The 15,591-nt window shown below is 68.2% G+C and carries 12 protein-coding genes; 8 read left to right on the top strand and 4 right to left on the bottom strand.

Annotated elements, in window-relative coordinates; all coding sequences use genetic code 11:
* Positions 1-283 precede the first annotated feature (283 nt).
* Positions 284-541: a hypothetical protein gene (locus tag AUCHE_RS12065; RefSeq protein WP_245706767.1), complete on the bottom strand. Its 258-nt coding sequence runs from the start codon at positions 539-541 to the stop codon at positions 284-286.
* A 6-nt stretch (positions 542-547) separates the two neighbouring features.
* Positions 548-2,296 (bottom strand): sodium:solute symporter family protein, encoded by a 1,749-nt coding sequence (locus AUCHE_RS12060; RefSeq protein ID WP_006503595.1) that lies wholly within the window; start codon positions 2,294-2,296, stop codon positions 548-550.
* A gap of 241 nt (positions 2,297-2,537) precedes the next feature.
* Between AUCHE_RS12060 and hydA the strand changes: the two genes are divergently transcribed.
* Positions 2,538-3,944, top strand: coding sequence for a dihydropyrimidinase (gene hydA / locus AUCHE_RS12055; protein ID WP_006503594.1), 1,407 nt, complete (start codon positions 2,538-2,540; stop codon positions 3,942-3,944).
* Here hydA and AUCHE_RS12050 read toward each other — a convergent pair.
* Positions 3,915-5,054 (bottom strand): DUF418 domain-containing protein, encoded by a 1,140-nt coding sequence (locus AUCHE_RS12050; RefSeq protein WP_006503593.1) that lies wholly within the window; start codon positions 5,052-5,054, stop codon positions 3,915-3,917. The genes hydA and AUCHE_RS12050 overlap by 30 nt on opposite strands.
* Positions 5,055-5,173: 119 nt before the next feature.
* Between AUCHE_RS12050 and AUCHE_RS12045 the strand changes: the two genes are divergently transcribed.
* The 3 genes from AUCHE_RS12045 to metA all read left to right on the top strand — a co-directional run bounded on the left by AUCHE_RS12045 (position 5,174) and on the right by metA (position 8,661).
* Entirely contained in the window at positions 5,174-6,337 is a 1,164-nt protein-coding gene (locus tag AUCHE_RS12045) for a methyltransferase domain-containing protein (protein ID WP_006503592.1), read from the top strand.
* A 372-nt stretch (positions 6,338-6,709) separates the two neighbouring features.
* Positions 6,710-7,516: a hypothetical protein gene (locus AUCHE_RS12040; protein ID WP_006503591.1), complete on the top strand. Its 807-nt coding sequence runs from the start codon at positions 6,710-6,712 to the stop codon at positions 7,514-7,516.
* 194 nt (positions 7,517-7,710) lie between these two features.
* Positions 7,711-8,661, top strand: a complete 951-nt coding sequence (gene metA, locus AUCHE_RS12035; RefSeq protein WP_006503590.1) for a homoserine O-acetyltransferase MetA — start codon at positions 7,711-7,713, stop codon at positions 8,659-8,661.
* 24 nt (positions 8,662-8,685) lie between these two features.
* On the opposite strand, the gene AUCHE_RS12030 is transcribed toward metA, so the two are convergent.
* Positions 8,686-9,810, bottom strand: coding sequence for a CobW family GTP-binding protein (locus AUCHE_RS12030; RefSeq protein ID WP_006503589.1), 1,125 nt, complete (start codon positions 9,808-9,810; stop codon positions 8,686-8,688).
* Between the two features lie 122 nt (positions 9,811-9,932).
* Here AUCHE_RS12030 and AUCHE_RS12025 point away from each other — a divergent pair, with 122 nt between their 5' ends.
* The 4 genes from AUCHE_RS12025 (at position 9,933) to AUCHE_RS12010 (ending at position 15,541) form a co-directional block, all read left to right on the top strand.
* Entirely contained in the window at positions 9,933-10,922 is a 990-nt protein-coding gene (locus AUCHE_RS12025; RefSeq protein ID WP_006503588.1) for an alpha/beta hydrolase, read from the top strand.
* Between the two features lie 69 nt (positions 10,923-10,991).
* Positions 10,992-12,317, top strand: coding sequence for an NAD(P)/FAD-dependent oxidoreductase (locus AUCHE_RS12020; RefSeq protein WP_052024910.1), 1,326 nt, complete (start codon positions 10,992-10,994; stop codon positions 12,315-12,317).
* Positions 12,314-13,999, top strand: coding sequence for an aspartate:alanine exchanger family transporter (locus AUCHE_RS12015; RefSeq protein ID WP_245706766.1), 1,686 nt, complete (start codon positions 12,314-12,316; stop codon positions 13,997-13,999). The genes AUCHE_RS12020 and AUCHE_RS12015 overlap by 4 nt, the downstream gene beginning before the upstream one ends.
* Positions 14,000-14,137: 138 nt before the next feature.
* Complete coding sequence (locus AUCHE_RS12010; protein ID WP_006503585.1) at positions 14,138-15,541, top strand: NAD-dependent malic enzyme; 1,404 nt, start codon at positions 14,138-14,140, stop codon at positions 15,539-15,541.
* The last annotated feature ends 50 nt before the right edge of the window (positions 15,542-15,591 follow it).

The following is a 15,591-nucleotide window of genomic DNA, read 5'->3' as shown; positions in this document are numbered from 1 at the left end:
ACCGGGCAGAACATGCGCAAGAAAAGGTGCCGACACGTTGCCCCGTCGGCACCTTCACCCACATACAGCGCGCCTCTTCCGGAGCCGGAACGGACGTCCGACCACGAAGTGCGACTGCGGCTTCATCATAGGATCGGCACAGAGCGGGCGTCTATCCTAAAAAGACGAATCAGCTGTTCGGTTCCACAAAAATGTGACCATCGTCCCAATGGCCCTCTTCGTGTCCGCGCGGAGCCCGCTGAGCAGCGCGAACTTCGGAAAAATCCGCTCTCTGAGCTAACCGCTATGTGTCCGTTGGCTTCTCGATCATGACCACCGGCCGCTTCCACGCCCAGAGCGCGAAAATCGCCCCGACAATCAACAGGCACAACCCGGCGTACAGATTCGCATTCACCCCGCCGGTCTTGGCCAGAGCCGGATCACCGAAGAGTCCCATCGCGGTCAGGATGACGCCGTAGAGCGCCATCAACAGGCCGATGACATTACGAATATCGAAAGCAGCCGCCCTCGCCGTCGACTTCTCCTCACCGCGAGACATCATCACCTCTCAGAACATCGCATTGAGTACGACAACCATCCCCATGGCCAGACCGGCCATCGGCAGCGTCCTGCGATACCACGGCAACTGCGCCTCCTCCGGATCCACCACGTCCTCCTTCGGAGTCAAGGAATAGGTGAGCCCACGCAATTCCTCGTCCGGACGGGGCCTGGTCACCAAGGAGACCAGCACGCTCACAGCCAGATCGACGACGAAAGCCGTCGACGCACACAGGAAGGCCAGCCCCTGACCGGGCAGGACGAACAACCCACCGCTCTTCGACGCCGCGAACAGCCCGATCGCCGAAGCCGTCCCGGCCACCAGACCCACCCATCCGGCGGTCGGTGTCATCCGCTTCCAGAACAGGCCCAGGATGAACGTGGCGAACAAGGGCGCGTTGAAGAAGCCGAAGAGCGTCTGCAGGTAATCCATCAGATTGCTGAACCGCCCGGCGATACCCGCCGTCGCCACGGAGATCGCCGTGGCCCCCACCGTGGCGGCCCGCCCCACCTTCAGGTAGAAGCCGTCGTCACGATCCTTCACCAGGTAGGTCTGCACGATGTCGTAGGAGAAGACCGTGTTGAAGGCCGACACATTCGCCGCCATTCCCGCCATGAAAGCCGCCAACAGGCCGGTGATCGCCAATCCCAACAAACCGTTGGGCAGGATGTCGCGCATCAACAACAGCAAGGAGTCGTTGTAGGTCACGAATTCCCCGGACGCCCCTCCCGGCACCTTCTCCCCCCGTTTCGTCCGCGCGATCTCGCCGACCAGCACCGCCGCGATCATCCCGGGGAGGATCGTCAGGAAGGGGATGAACATCTTCGGGAAGGCTCCGATGATCGGGGTCCGCCGGGCCGCCGAGATCGAATCGCTCGCCATCGCCCGCTGCACCTCGACGAAGTTCGTCGTCCAATACCCGAAGGACAGGACGAACCCCAGACCGAAGACCAGCCCGACCACCGAGAGCACCGGATGGTCGAAACCGGAGATCGCCTGGCCCGGCCACGAATGCAACTGCTGCTCGGCCGACGGGACCCCAGCCGATGCCGGAGCCGCAGCCGCCGCCTGGGCGATCTTCTCCTGCAAGCCGCCCCACCCGCCGACACGGTGCAGACCCAGCAGGGTCAGCGGAAGCAGCGAAGCCACGATGACGAAGAACTGCAACACCTCGTTGTAGATCGCCGCGGCCAGACCGCCCAGGGTGATGTACGACAGCACGACCAAGGCCGCGACCAGCAGCGCCACCGGCAAGGGCCACCCCAGCAGGGCGTGCACGATCGTCCCCAGCAGGTAGAGGTTGATCCCACCGATCAGCAGCTGGGCGACCGCGAAGACCACCGAGTTCACCAGGTGCGCACCCGTCCCGAACCTGCGCAGCATGAACTCCGGGACCGACCTCGCCCGGGAACCGTAGTAGAAGGGCATCATCACGACACCCAGGAAGACCATCGCCGGGATCGCACCGATCCAGAAGTAGTGGACCGTGGGCATCCCCAGCTGGGCCCCGGTGGCCGACATCCCCAGGATCTCCACTGCGCCCAGATTCGCCGAGATGAACGCCAACCCGGTCACCCAGGCAGGCAGGGAACGACCGGACAAGAAGAAATCGATCGACCCCGACACCTGACGGCGTGCCAGGACCCCGATCCCCAGCACGAAGGCGAAATAGACGAACAGGATCCCGTAATCGACCGCGCCGACGTCGATGATCGCGCCGCTCACCGGCGGCGTCGACGACAACAACCGTGGTGACATCGTTGTCCCTTCCGTGGCAGGGCACTGCCTTCGAATTCCCTGTGGGAACCGTCCCCCGACAGGACGCTCCCCATGGTGGACCTCTTCGGACGAAAGGGAAGGACTTTCCTCCCGTACGTGACCAAGACCACTGTCCAATAAGGCGATTCCTCGGTGGGCCGGAGCACGATGGGCCACAATCAGGCGCGTAGCCGCCCCAGGACCGTTCCCGGACCGCCCACCACACCAGGGAGAGCCCCGCATGCGCACCCTCATCAGCAACGGAATGCTCTGCACCGAAGGGGGCACCATCCGGGCCGACCTGTCCTGCCGCGACGAACACATCGAGATGATCGCCGTCGACCTCGACCCCGACGGATACGACACCGTCATCGACGCCACCGGCATGTACGTCCTCCCCGGCGGGATCGACGCCCACACCCACATGGACCTCCAACAGACACCGACCTACCGGTCGTGCGACGACTTCTACACCGGCGGGGTCGCCGCAGCCTGCGGAGGCACCACCACCGTCATCGACCACATGGCCTTCGGCGCGCCCGGATGCACCCTCGCTTCCCGCTTCGACGAATACCGCGAACTGGCCCGACGCAGCCCGATCGACTACAGCTTCCACGGCGTCCTGCAACACATCGACCAGGACGTCCTCGAAGAACTCACCGGGCTGGCCGCCGACGGTTTCCCCAGCGTGAAGGCGTACACCACCTACGGGTACCCCGTCCACGACCGCGAACTGTTGACCGTCCTGGAGACCCTGGCCGGCAGCGGGGGACTGCTCACCACCCATGCGGAGAACGACGCCATCTGCACGGCCCTGCAGGACCGCTACGCCGCACAGGGATGCGACGACCCCTTCCTCCAGGCGGTGACCCGCCCGGCCGAGGCCGAAGCCGAAGCGGTGACCCGACTGGCCGCCCTGGCCCGGGTAGCCGGGGACGCGCCGCTGTACATCGTGCACCTGTCGGCCGGGCAGAGCCTGGCGGCCGTCCGCGCCGCACGGGCCACCGGACAGCGCAATCTCCACGTGGAGACCTGCACCCAATACCTCACGCTGACCCAGGACAGGTTCCGGGAAGGCGGCCCCCAGGAGGGCATCCTCTACCTGATGGCGCCCCCGCTACGCACCGCCGCCGACAATGCCGCCCTGTGGCAGGGGTTGGCCGACGGCGAGATCCAGGTCGTCGCCACCGACCACTGCCCGTTCACCCCCGAACAGAAACGGGAGAATGTCCACGACTACCGGTCCTGCCCCGGCGGGATCCCCGGCGTGGAGGAACGGATGCCCGTGCTCTTCTCCGAAGGGGTCGTCGCCGGTCGGATCAGCCTGGAACGTTTCGTCCAGGTCACCGCCGCCAACCCGGCCCGGATCTTCGGCATGTACCCCCGCAAAGGGGTCCTCGCCCCCGGGAGCGACGCCGATGTCACCGTGATCGACCCGCGTCGCAGCCGGGTACTGTCCGCCACCGATCTGCACTCCCGGGCCGGTTATTCGCCCTATGCGGGTCTGCGGGTGAACTGCACCGTCGAGGCGGTGCTCTCCCGCGGCCGGGTGGTGGCCCGACGTCACGAGTTCTGCGGTGAGCGCGGAGCCGGCCGGCTGGTCCCCCGGGAAGCCCGGTCAACGCGCGACGGAGGCCGCCGTCCGTGAGAGCCATTCGAGGGGTCCGCGTCCCAGACGGCCGGGGAGTCGCTGCCAGCTGAGAAGCAGCACGGCCAGCAGAGCCACCTGGACGCCGTAGGAGAGCCAACCGGTGGGCGGCTGCAGGCCGGTGCCGGCGAGTGCGGCGGCCAGCGGGTTGTCGCTCTGCCCGGTGGTCGTGGCCTGTGCCCACTGCTGGAGCAGTCCTTCGAGGAGGACGTGCACGGTGTAGCCGGTGAGGGTCATGGCGCCGATGGTGGCGACCGGGGTGAGCACGGCGCGGAGGGAGGGTGCGAGGCACAGCCAGGAGCACAGGGCCAGCGCGAGCAGCACCACTCCTGAGCTGAGGAGCAGGCTGGGGGTGGTCGGCAGATAGGCGCCGATGCCGAGGAGCCAGCGCCAGTCGTGGGTGAAGGTGGGGAATTCCCCATCGGCGAGGAGACGCAGGTCGACGCCGGCGGGCATGCCGATGGTGTGCCAGGCGACCCAGGTGAAGGCGAGGGAGGTGAGGGTGAGGAGCAGTCCGGCGCCCGCGAGGCTGCGCAGGCTGCCGGGCCGGTCGAGGCGGAAGGTGCGGATCGCCCACAGGCCGATGACGGCGACGCCGGTCCAGGCCAGGGCCGGGTAGTAGGGCAGGAGCAGCATCCGCATCCAGGTCTCCTGGTGGAGGGCCGAGGGCCAGCCGGTGGCGGCGCCGAAGGCGGAGGGGTCGTGGATCTGCCACAGCCATCCGGTCAGGGGTGCTGCGAGGAGGAGGATCCCGGCGGCCCAGGGGGTGATTCGGCGGGGCGCTCCGGCGATCAGGGTGACCAGGGCGGTGACGATCGCGAAGCGGACGAGGATGATGTGGATGCCGGCGTTGGGCAGCATCTCGAGGGTGAACCCGATGGCGGCGAGGACGGCGGCTCGGATCAAGGCTCGGATCATGGGTATTCGGCGCGCGCCGCGGGTGGGGACGGCCAGTCCGGCTCCGACGCCGATGAGCAGGGCGAATCCGATGGCGTGGAAGTCCCACCAGATCCGGGATTCGGGGGTCGCCCCGAAGACGTGGTTCATCATGATGCCGAGGAGTGCGACTCCGCGGAGCAGGTCGACCGGGATGGTTCGTCGACGCAACATTTTCTCCTCTGCCGGGTGTTTTCGGACGTTCGCCCGCTTCTCTGTCGCTATCAGATGAACCTGGGGTGGAGCTGGTCCGGGTCGTGGGTGGGGTGGTGGTGATCGGGGACAATCGGTCGGTGGACTGTGAGTATTTCGACGCCGGGGCCTGTCGCTCGTGTTCTCGGATGGGTCAGGAGTATGCCGTCCAGTTGGCGGCGAAGCAGGCGTTCGTGGAGAAGACGGTGGGTTCTTTCCCGGGGTTGTGCTGGGAGGAGCCTTTCGGGTCGCCGCTGCGGCATTTTCGGTCGAAGGCGAAGATGGTCGTGGGTGGGACGCCGTCGGAGCCGACGTTGGGGATCCTGGGGCCGGAGGGTCGGGGGGTCGATCTGCGGGGGTGTGCCCTGTTGGGTCCGTCGTCGACGGTGGCTTTGCCGGTGTTGGCCGATTTCGTCCGGGAGCTGCGCTTGCGTCCGTACGATGTGGCGGCCCGGTCGGGCGAGTTGAAGCAGGTCCATCTGGTGGAGTCGCCGGACGGCGCGTTGATGATCCGTTTCGTCTTGCGTTCGGAGGGGCAGCTGGGCAAGATCCGGCGGTCGGTGCCGATGTTGCAGCAGGCGTTGCGTCGGGCGGGTCTGGGCGGTCCGGGGGTGGATCCTGCTCCGGTGGTGACGGTGAACCTGTTGCGGGAGCATCGGGCGGCCGCGGAGGGCGAGGAGGAGGTCGTGCTGACTTCTGCGCGGAGCCTGTCGATGCGGGTGGGCGAGGCGGATCTCCAGGTGGATCCGGGGGCTTTCCTGCAGACGAATTCGGTGGTGGCGGCAGGTCTTTACCGGGAGGCGGCACGGTGGGTGGCGGCTGAGTCGCCGGGGTCGGTGTTGGATCTGTTCTGCGGCGCGGGTGGTTTCGCCTTGCATGTGGCGGCGGCAGGGGTGTCGGTGACCGGGGTCGAGGTGAGCGCGGCGGCGGTGGCGGGGGCGCGTCGGAGTGCGGAGTCTGCGGGTCTTCCGGTGTCTTTCGAGGTCGGGGATGTGTCGACGCTGGTGCGGGCGGGCATGTTGTCCGGTGGGGGTGTGCCGGATGTGGTGATCGTGAATCCGCCGCGCAGGGGGGTCGGGGCGCGTACGGCGGAGGCGTTGGAGTGTTCGGGGGTGCGCACGGTGGTCTATTCGAGTTGCCGTCCGGAGTCGTTGGCCTCGGATCTGGCGGCGATGCCGTCTTTGCGTCCGGTGCGGGCGAGGTTGTTCGACATGTTCCCGCACACCGATCACGCGGAGGTGTTGGTGTTGTTGCGTCGGGGGTGATCTGCGGGGTGGTCCTGGCCGTGCCGGGGTGGGTTTTTCAGGGCGGAGCGGTTCGCCCGGACAAGGACGAGCCGCTCCGCCATGGTGGATCGGGTCGGGCCAGCCCCGCCCGGCCGGGCCCGTTCCACCGTGCCCGGGCTTGCCGGCCCGGGCGGCCGTGACTACGACGTGCCGCCACACGTCTGATCACGGACTTCTTGGAAGTGCCGGTGACCTTGCCGACACGGAATACTGTGGAACACCAGTGGTTCCGCGTCGGTAGGTGCACCGTCACAGGACTTGATATTAGGTTAGCCTAACCTAACTATCAACATGTGGGTCGGACACACCTTCATTTCCCGCCCACAGCACGCACCGACGGGAGACCCTTCGATGACGCACCACCCCGATCCGGCACAGGTGAGCACGGCCACCCCGGAAGGGGAAGCGCTTCCCTCCATGGCCCGCAGACTGCTCAGCGGCGCCGGCACCGCGACCCTGCGGCTCGCCCGCGTCCCCACCTGCTCCGCCAATGTCCCCGTCCTCCACGGCCAGGAACACGACGGCACCACCTGGGTCGTCACCGACCCCGACCGCCTCCACGGCTGGACCACCGAAGACCTCGACGGCACCCCCTCCGTCGTCATCTCCATCACCGAACAAGCACCCTTCGCCGACCACGCCCTCACCACCGCAGCAGTCCTCGTCCGAGGAAAAGCCACCCTGCTGCCCGTCGGATCCCTCCCCGACACCAGCGACACCGAATGCCTCATGCTCGCCCAGACCCTCACCGACTGGCCCGACGCCCGCATCCTGCGCATCCACATCGACGGCGTCTGGGCCCGCGACCTCTTCGACTCCGCAGACCTCGACCCAGAAGACGTCCAACGCGCCGCCGTCGACCGACTCGCCGCCGACAGCGCCACCCTCGTCCGACTGCTCTCCGCCACCCACGCCGACGAACTCGCCCTCATCGCCGACCTCTGCCTCGGCCGCGACGGCCTCACCGAAGCCATCCTCCCCGTCAGCGCCGACACCTGCGGGATCACCACCCTGTGCCCCCGCGCCGTCCCCCCGCGCATCGTCCGCATCCCCTTCAACACCCCCGTCGACTCCCCGCCCGAAGCCCTCGCCTGCGTCGACCACCTCGCCTGGTGCGCACGCGGCGCCCAAGGAGGCTGCCCCCACCGCCGCGACTGACCCACCCGGCCGGGGTGCCGCGACCACCTGCAGCGGCACCCCGCCGACACACCCCCACCCCGCCATGAATGCCCGGCACCGAACGCGGATCCCGACGAAGACCACTGCGCCATCGGCTCGCCCGGCCACAGCTCCGAGGCTTACGCTCGACCACGGCCGATCACATCGCGCACGGCAGCCCCGAGGAGCCGACCATGCCCGTCACCATCCCCCGCGACCTGCCCGCCCGGGCGACACTCGAAGCCGAGAACGTCTTCACCATGTCGACCGACCGGGCCGACCACCAGGACATCCGGCCACTGCACATCGCCATGGTCAACCTGATGCCCACCAAGGTCGACACCGAGACCCAGGTACTGCGACTCCTCGCCAACTCCCCGCTGCAGATCCACTTCACCCTGCTGCGGATGAGATCCCACGAATCGAAGAACACCCCCGTCGAACACCTCGAAACCTTCTACACGACCTTCGACCAGGTCCGCGGCCGCAAATTCGACGGACTCATCATCACCGGCGCCCCCGTCGAACTGATGGCCTTCGAAGAGGTCAGTTACTGGGACGAACTCGTCGACATCATGGAATGGTCCCGGGACAACGTCTTCTCCACCCTGCACACCTGCTGGGGCGCCCAGGCCGGTCTCTACCACCACTTCGGAGTCCCCAAACACGAACTGACCGCGAAGATCTTCGGCATCTTCGACCACCAGGTACTCCGACGGCACGCCCCCATCGTCCGCGGCTTCGACGAGATCTTCCCCGCACCACACTCCCGCCACACCGGCATCGCCCGCGAAGACGTCCTCGCCCACGACGGCCTCGATCTCGTCGCCGAATCCGACGAAGCCGGCGTCTACCTGGTGACCAGCCGCGACCAACGCCAGCTCTTCGTCACCGGACACCCCGAATACGACCGGCGCACCCTCGCCGCCGAATACGAACGCGACGTCGCCCGAGGCCTGCCCATCGACGTCCCCGCCCACTACTTCCCCGGCGACGACCCGCAGGCCACCCCCATGGTCACCTGGCGCAGCCACGCCTACCTGCTCTACTCGAACTGGCTGAACTTCTACGTCTACCAGCGCACCCCCTACGACCTGACCAGCCTGACCCCGGTGCCCCCCGCCGACGGAGAAACCGTCGACTGACCGACGGCCCCACCCGTCTGCCACTCACCTGGCGACGAACCGGTCCAACTCGAAGAGCCCCACCCGGTCCAACGGGCCGTCCTCGCTCAGACAGGCACCCATCCGCGCCGCCACCTCGTCCCGGTCCACCTCCGTCCCGATCGCCACCAACTGGGTACGACGCTCACCCGCCCGCCGAGGCGACTCCCGCTCGAAGGAGAACCACCCGCCGACCGCCTGCACCACATACCGGCCACCCCGCCCCGGCGCGTCCACCCAGAAAGCCCCCTTGACCCGGTACAGACCCGGCGGCCGCTCCTCCAGGAAAGCGACCAGCCTGCGCGGATCCACCGGGCGGGGATCGTCGAGCGAGACCGCCACATGACGGTCGTGGTCGTGCCGGTCATGATCGTGCCCCGGCAGGCAGTCCGACCCCGACTGGTCGAGGCAGGCACCACCCGACCGCATGTCCTCCTGGGCCGCCTGTTCGGCCAACTGCTCCGCCAGCAGATCGGTGATGCTCAACTGGCCCACCGGCTCAGGGCGCTCCTGCGCGTCGAACACCAGATCCGGGTCGATCCGACCGAAAGAGGTCCGCACCAGCGGAGTCCCCGGAGCATGCTCACGCACGGCCCGCAACAACCCGGCCAGGGGGTCCGCACCCGGCTCCCCCGCGGGCACCCGGTCCACCTTGTTCACCACCAGCAAGGAGGCCACCCGCAGATGATCGGCCGCCACCGGAGACACCCCCTGCGCCAGACAAGCCAGTCCCGCGACCGCGTCGACGACCTCCACCACACCCCCGAAGCGCACCCCGGGCACCTCGGTGGCCACCACCATCCGGGCCACCGCACGCGGCTCGGCGAGCCCACTGGCCTCCACCACGATCACGTCCAGATCGGACGACGGGCCGGACAGCCGCGCCAGGGCCGCGTCCAACTGGCTCGGATCGGCCAGACAGCACAGACAACCCCCGGCGATGGTCGTCGTCGCATCCACGTGGCCACGCACCAGGAAAGCATCCACGTTGATATCGCCGAAGTCGTTGATGATCACCCCGATCCGCCCCGACCCTCGGGCCAGGAGATGGTTCAGCACCGTCGTCTTCCCGCTACCGAGCCCCCCGGCGAGCACGACCACCGGGATACGTCGACGAGTCGTCCGAGCCATGAGGATGTCCACCTTCCGTGGTGTCTGGATCGCGTCACCTGCGGGATGTCCGCCGGACACAGGCTGTCGTCGAGGAGCAATCACAGGTGCGGCAGACTGTCACCGCCGCACAAGGAGGCCTCATGTCATTGTCGATGACACTCACCCGGACCGTAGGTCGCTTCGTCTACCGCACCCCTACCCGACCGACCTCTCGCCGCCCCATCCACTCCCTCGACCCCTACCGTTGCGCCGCACCCCCGCCCATGTCCCTACGGCGACGTTGCTTCATCAGCCGGATCCACACCGGCGGGCGGCCCGCACTGCGCCTGGACCCCGTCCAGAACAGCACCGACATCGAAGTCGTCTACCTGCACGGCGGCGGCTACCTGCACCCGCTCTCCCGCTGGCACTGGGACACCATCGCCCGGGTCATCGCCCGCACCGGCGCCGCCGTGACCGTGCCCAGCTACGGACTCGCCCCCCAACACACCGTCGACCAGGCCATTCCCGTCCTCGACAGCGTCTACCGGCAGGTCGTCGACGCCGCCGACGGTCGACGACTCGTCCTGATGGGCGACTCCTCCGGCGGGGCACTGGCCGTCGCCCAGGCCATCCGGGCCCGTGACGAAGGCCTCCGGGCTGCCGACCGGATCGTCCTGCTCTCCCCCTGGGTGGACGCCTCGTTGACCAATCCGACGGCCAAGGCCCTGGAGCGGCGCGACATCAAGCTGCGCTGCGACACCCTCGTGGAAGCCGCGCGACACTGGGCCGGGGAGCGGGAGACCACCGACCCGATGATCAGCCCGATCAACGACACCCTCGCCGATCTGCCTGCGATGACGATCTACCAGGGCGGACACGACATCCTGCGCCCCGACGTCCGCCTGTTCGCCGCGAAGGCGCGGGCGGCCGGGACCAGAGTCGACATGCGTGAGGCCCCCGACGGTTTCCACGTCTACACCTCGGCCTTCTGGACCCCGGAAGGACGCGCCGCCTGGGAAGGTATCCGCGACGCCGTGCGGGGAACCACGGCCGACGGCCTGCCCTGTCACACCTTCCGGGACATCCCCGACTCCGTGCCCACCCTGCTCCCGGTGACTCTGCCCCGCCCGGAGCCTCCGACGGAGTGATCCCGCGCAGGCGCCCCTCTGTCACGCAAACCGCTGCAGGAAAGGGACATTCCTCGTAAATTGGATGAGGTGACGTCCAGGCCCCATCCTCCGTCCACCACCGGATCCCCGACCGTCGTCATCGGCGCAGGCGCGGTCGGGGCCACCATCGCCTACGAACTCGCCCGACGAGGGGTGACCGTCACCCTGATCGACGAGGGCGACGACGTCGGACACGGCTGCTCCTACGCCAACGCCGGGCTGCTGGCCCCGGCCCACGTGGAGACCTTGGCCACCCCGGCCACGATCCAGGAGGGGCTACGCCATGTCGGCGAACCCACCAGCCCCCTCAAGGTGACCCCGCGCCCGACACTCCTGCCCTGGCTGGCCCGGCTGGCCTGGTCCGCCGCCCCGGCCCGCAGCCGGGCGGTCTCCGCCCGCCTACGGGAACTGGCCCGGGCGAGCCTGGCCCTGCACCTGGCCTATGCCGCCCAGGGCGTCGACACCGGGGTACGACGCAGCGGGTCCCTCGACCTCTTCCTGACCCGTCAGGGCTGGCAGGTCAAGACCGGCGGCCGGACCGCCGGCGTCTACTTCGGTGACCGGGCGCGCGCCCTCGAACCGTCGGTGACCCGAGCCTATGCGGCGGTCCCCCACGAGGAGGACGCCCACTGCGACAGCCGGGTGTACACCCAGGCGATGGTCGAGGCGGCCTGCCGGGAAGGCGCCCAGGTGCGCTGGGGGTGCCGGGTGCGGCATCTGTCGCAGGACGGCGACCGGATCACCCGGGTCGTCACGGCCGACCGTCAGGGCAGGACGGAAGAGCACACGGTGTCCGGTGTGATGTTGGCCGCGGGGATGGGCAGCCCCCGGTTGGGTGCCGATGTCGGGCTGTATCTGCCCTTGCGTGGCGCCCGGGGTTATGTGGTCGATCTGGAGCCGGTGCCGGGTCTGGAGTTGTCCCGGCCGGTGACCCTGAAGGAGCGCAGGGTGGTGGCCACTCCGTACCAGGACCGGTTGCGGCTGTGCGGCACCTTGGAGCTCGGGGCCGACGACCGTCCGCTGGATCGGAGGCGGCTCCAGGCGATCCGCGCGGCCGGTGTCGAGGCGCTGGGCCGGGCAGCGTCCGGTCGGGTGTTGCAGGTGTGGGCGGGGCTGCGGCCGACCACCTGCGACGGGGCCCCGATCATCGGGCGTTCGGGCGCGCTGGCCAATCTGTACGTGGCGACCGGGCACGGCATGTGGGGTCTGGTGTTGGCGCCGGTGACGGCTCGGATGTTGGCTGAGGGCATCGTGGAGGGTCGGCCGACATTGCACGAGGCGACTTTCTCCCCGGATCGTTTCGCGCCCTTCCGGGGTGGGGCGGTCCGCGGCGGTGTGCTTCCGCGGCGGAGGGTCGGGCACCCGGTGGGGTGAGTTCTTCCCGGCTGGTTCGCGTCGCCGCTGGTGGGTGGCTGGCTGTTCCGGGTGGCGCGGTGGGACGCGGCGGTGGTCGGGAGATGTCGTTCCTGGCAGGAGAATGGTCGGCGATGATCGAATTCTTCGCCGCCCAGCCTGTCCTGACCGTGATGCTCGTCCTGGCCCTGGGCGCTTTGCTCGGGCAGGTCCCTTTCGGCCCGGTGCGGCTGGGCGCTGCCGGTGCTCTCTTCGTGGGTCTGTTGGTGGGTGCCCTCGATCCCCGGCTGGGTCAGGGCCTGGACACGGTGAAGACCTTGGGGGTGCTGCTCTTCTGTTACACGGTCGGGTTGACGGCGGGCGGCACCTTCCGCAGTGATCTGCGCCGCCAGTGGCCGTTGATGGCCAGCGGGGTGGTGGGTCTGCTCGTGGTGGCGGGGGCCGGGGCGTTGCTGGGTCCGTCGTTGGGCCTGGCTCCGGCGCATGTGGCGGGTTTGTACGCGGGGGTGTTGACCTCTCCGGCGATCGATGCGGCGTTGAGTGCGACCGGTGGGAGCGGGGACACCTTGGTCGGTTATGCCCTGGCCTATCCGGTGGGGGTCGTGGTGGGGTTGGTGGTGGTGGCTCTCGTCGTGGGGCGGCGGTGGCCGGAGCATCGGGATACTCCGTCCTTGGCGGAGGCGGGGTTGACGGCGACGACGGCTCGGGTCGAGGCGGATATCGCGGTGGGTGAGATCCCGGGGTGGTCCGAGCAGGCGGTGCGTTTGTCCTATCTGGAGCGGGACGGTGCGATGCATGTGGTCATCGCGACCGACCGGCTGTTGAGCGGTGACCGGGTGCTGGTGGTCGGCAATCCGGACGATGTGGCCAGGGCGGTGGCGGTCGTCGGGCATGAGAGTTCGGAGGGTGATCTGACCCATCATCGTCGGGATGTGGACTTCCGGCGTTTTCTGGTGACGAATCCGGAGCTGGTGGGGCGGACCTTGGGGCAGCTCAATGTGGAGGGGCGGTTGCGGGGGATCGTGACCCGGGTGCGTCGTCGGGATCTGGACATGTTGGCCCATGACGATCTGGTCCTGGAGCCGGGGGATCGGGTGTTGGCGGTGGTGCCGGCGTCGTCGATGGACGATGCCGTCGATTTCTTCGGTGATTCCGAACGGCATGCCTCTCATGTGGATGCGCTCTCCTTGGGTTTGGGGATCACCGCCGGGTTGTTGGTGGGTGCGGTGACGATTCCTTTTCCGGGGCCGGTTCCGTTGCGGTTGGGTGCGGCCTGCGGGACGCTCGTGGTCGGGATGGTGTTGGGGTCGCGGCATCGGACGGGGCCGGTGCAGTGGGATCTGCCTCATTCGGTGAATGCGGCCTTGCGTCAGTTCGGGTTGATGGTCTTCTTGGCGTGTGTGGGTCTGGCGTCGGGTCCGGCGATGCTTGCGCAGGCGTTCACGATGACGGCGGTGGCTGTGCTCGCGGTGGCGGTGTTGTCGCTGGTTGCGGGTGCGGTGGTGGTGTTGGTCCTGGCCCGGTGGTGGGGGCTGTCGGCGTCGCGGTCGACGGGCGGGTGGGCTGGTTTCGTGGGTCAGCCGGCGATCTTGTCCTTCGCGTCGGCGCTGCGTAATGACGAGCGGATCGAGTCGGCCTACGGGGCGCTTTTCGCGGTGGGCACGGTGGTGAAGATCGTGGTGGTGCCTTTTTTGGCGGCGTGAGAGCGTGGTTCGGCTGGGGGTGGGATGTTCCGGGGATTCGCGGGTCTGCGGTGCCGTTCGTCGTCGGAGACGACCTTTGCCGGGAATCTCACGATACGAGTCACTACTGTCCGGTAACTGGTGGTTAGCGTCCTTGTCATGGCAGCCAAGACGCCCAGCCCCGCATATTCCGTCCGCGCCCGGGTCCGCCTGGCCGATCGCCCGGGCACTCTCGGCCGTCTGGCCGTCGCCATCGGCGAGGTCGGCGGGAATATCAACGCCTTGGAAGGTTTCGAGGTGAAGACGGCCTACCTGGAGGAGGACGTCATCATCTACTGCTCCGGCGTGGAGCACCAGGAGCAGGTGCGTCACGCCATCGACGCCCTGGGCGGGGTGGAGATCATCGAGTGGGAGGACCGCACCTTCGCCCTGCACGAGCGCGGCAAGATCCACGTCGACTCCTCCGTGGAGATCCAGGGCATGGACGACCTGGCGATGGCGTACTCCCCCGGTGTCGCCCGGGTGTGCACCGCCATCGCCGACGCACCGGCGCTGTCCCATCGCTACACGATCCGGAAGAACACCGTGGCCGTGGTCTCCGACGGGACGGCTGTCCTCGGCCTGGGAGACATCGGCCCGCACGCGGCGATGCCGGTGATGGAGGGCAAGGCGCAACTGTTCAAACGGTTCGGTGGGGTCGATGCTTTCCCGATCTGCCTGGACACCAACGATCCGGACGAGATCGTCGCCGTGGTCACTGCCTTGGCACCGACCTTCGGGGGGATCAACCTGGAGGACATCGCCGCGCCGGGCGCTTTCGACGTCGAGGCCCGCCTCGTGGAGGCCTTGGACATCCCGGTCTTCCACGACGACCAGCACGGTACCGCCATCGTCACCGTGGCCGGTCTGGAGAACGCCCTGCGGATCGTCGACAAGAAGCACGAGGATCTGAAGGTCGTCGTGGCCGGGGTGGGCGCGGCCGGGGTAGCGGTGTCGAAGATGTTGATGGCGGCCGGGGTGCAGAACATCATCGGGGTGGACCGTCAGGGTGCGGTGCATACCGGTCGGGACGGGTTGAACGCCAGCAAACAGTGGTTCGCCCAGAACACCAATCCGGAGCGCCTGGCCGGCACGATCAGCGATGTCATCGTCGGTGCCGACGCCTTCATCGGCCTGTCCGGGCCTGATCTGTTGACGGTGGAGGACGTGCAGTCGATGGAGGACGACCCGATCGTCTTCGCGATGGCCAATCCCGACCCGGAGATCCGCCCTGAGCTGATTCAGGGTTCGGCGGCGGTGATCGCCACGGGGCGGAGCGATTTCCCCAACCAGATCAACAATGTGCTGGCCTTTCCCGGGATCTTCCGGGGCGCGCTGGATGCGGGGGCCATGACGATCACCGAGGGGATGAAGTTGGCCGCGGCCCGGGCGATCGCCGATGTCGTGGGCGAGGAGTTGCACCCGCGGTTCATCGTGCCCAATGCCTTCGACCACCGGGTGGCCCCTGCTGTCGCCGAGGCTGTACGAGCTGCCGCGATCGCCGACGGCGTGTGCCGTCGGTAACCGTCGCGAACGGGCCCGAAGGGGTGACCCCGCCCGGTGGCCAAGCTCTT

The sequence above is a fragment of the Austwickia chelonae NBRC 105200 genome (genome assembly GCF_000298175.1).
Lineage (GTDB): Bacteria > Actinomycetota > Actinomycetes > Actinomycetales > Dermatophilaceae > Austwickia > Austwickia chelonae.
This window is presented reverse-complemented; position numbering and strand designations above follow the sequence as displayed.

Bases quoted from the DNA above. Each gene is read 5' to 3' on its own strand.
- AUCHE_RS12025 (WP_006503588.1), top strand. From the start codon at position 9,933: ATGTCATTGTCGATGACACTCACCCGGACCGTAGGTCGCTTCGTCTAC.
- metA (WP_006503590.1), top strand. From the start codon at position 7,711: ATGCCCGTCACCATCCCCCGCGACCTGCCCGCCCGGGCGACACTCGAA.
- AUCHE_RS12050 (WP_006503593.1), bottom strand. From the start codon at position 5,054: ATGTTGCGTCGACGAACCATCCCGGTCGACCTGCTCCGCGGAGTCGCA.
- AUCHE_RS12060 (WP_006503595.1), bottom strand. From the start codon at position 2,296: ATGTCACCACGGTTGTTGTCGTCGACGCCGCCGGTGAGCGGCGCGATC.
- AUCHE_RS12065 (WP_245706767.1), bottom strand. From the start codon at position 541: ATGATGTCTCGCGGTGAGGAGAAGTCGACGGCGAGGGCGGCTGCTTTC.
- hydA (WP_006503594.1), top strand. From the start codon at position 2,538: ATGCGCACCCTCATCAGCAACGGAATGCTCTGCACCGAAGGGGGCACC.
- AUCHE_RS12030 (WP_006503589.1), bottom strand. From the start codon at position 9,810: ATGGCTCGGACGACTCGTCGACGTATCCCGGTGGTCGTGCTCGCCGGG.
- AUCHE_RS12010 (WP_006503585.1), top strand. From the start codon at position 14,138: ATGGCAGCCAAGACGCCCAGCCCCGCATATTCCGTCCGCGCCCGGGTC.
- AUCHE_RS12040 (WP_006503591.1), top strand. From the start codon at position 6,710: ATGACGCACCACCCCGATCCGGCACAGGTGAGCACGGCCACCCCGGAA.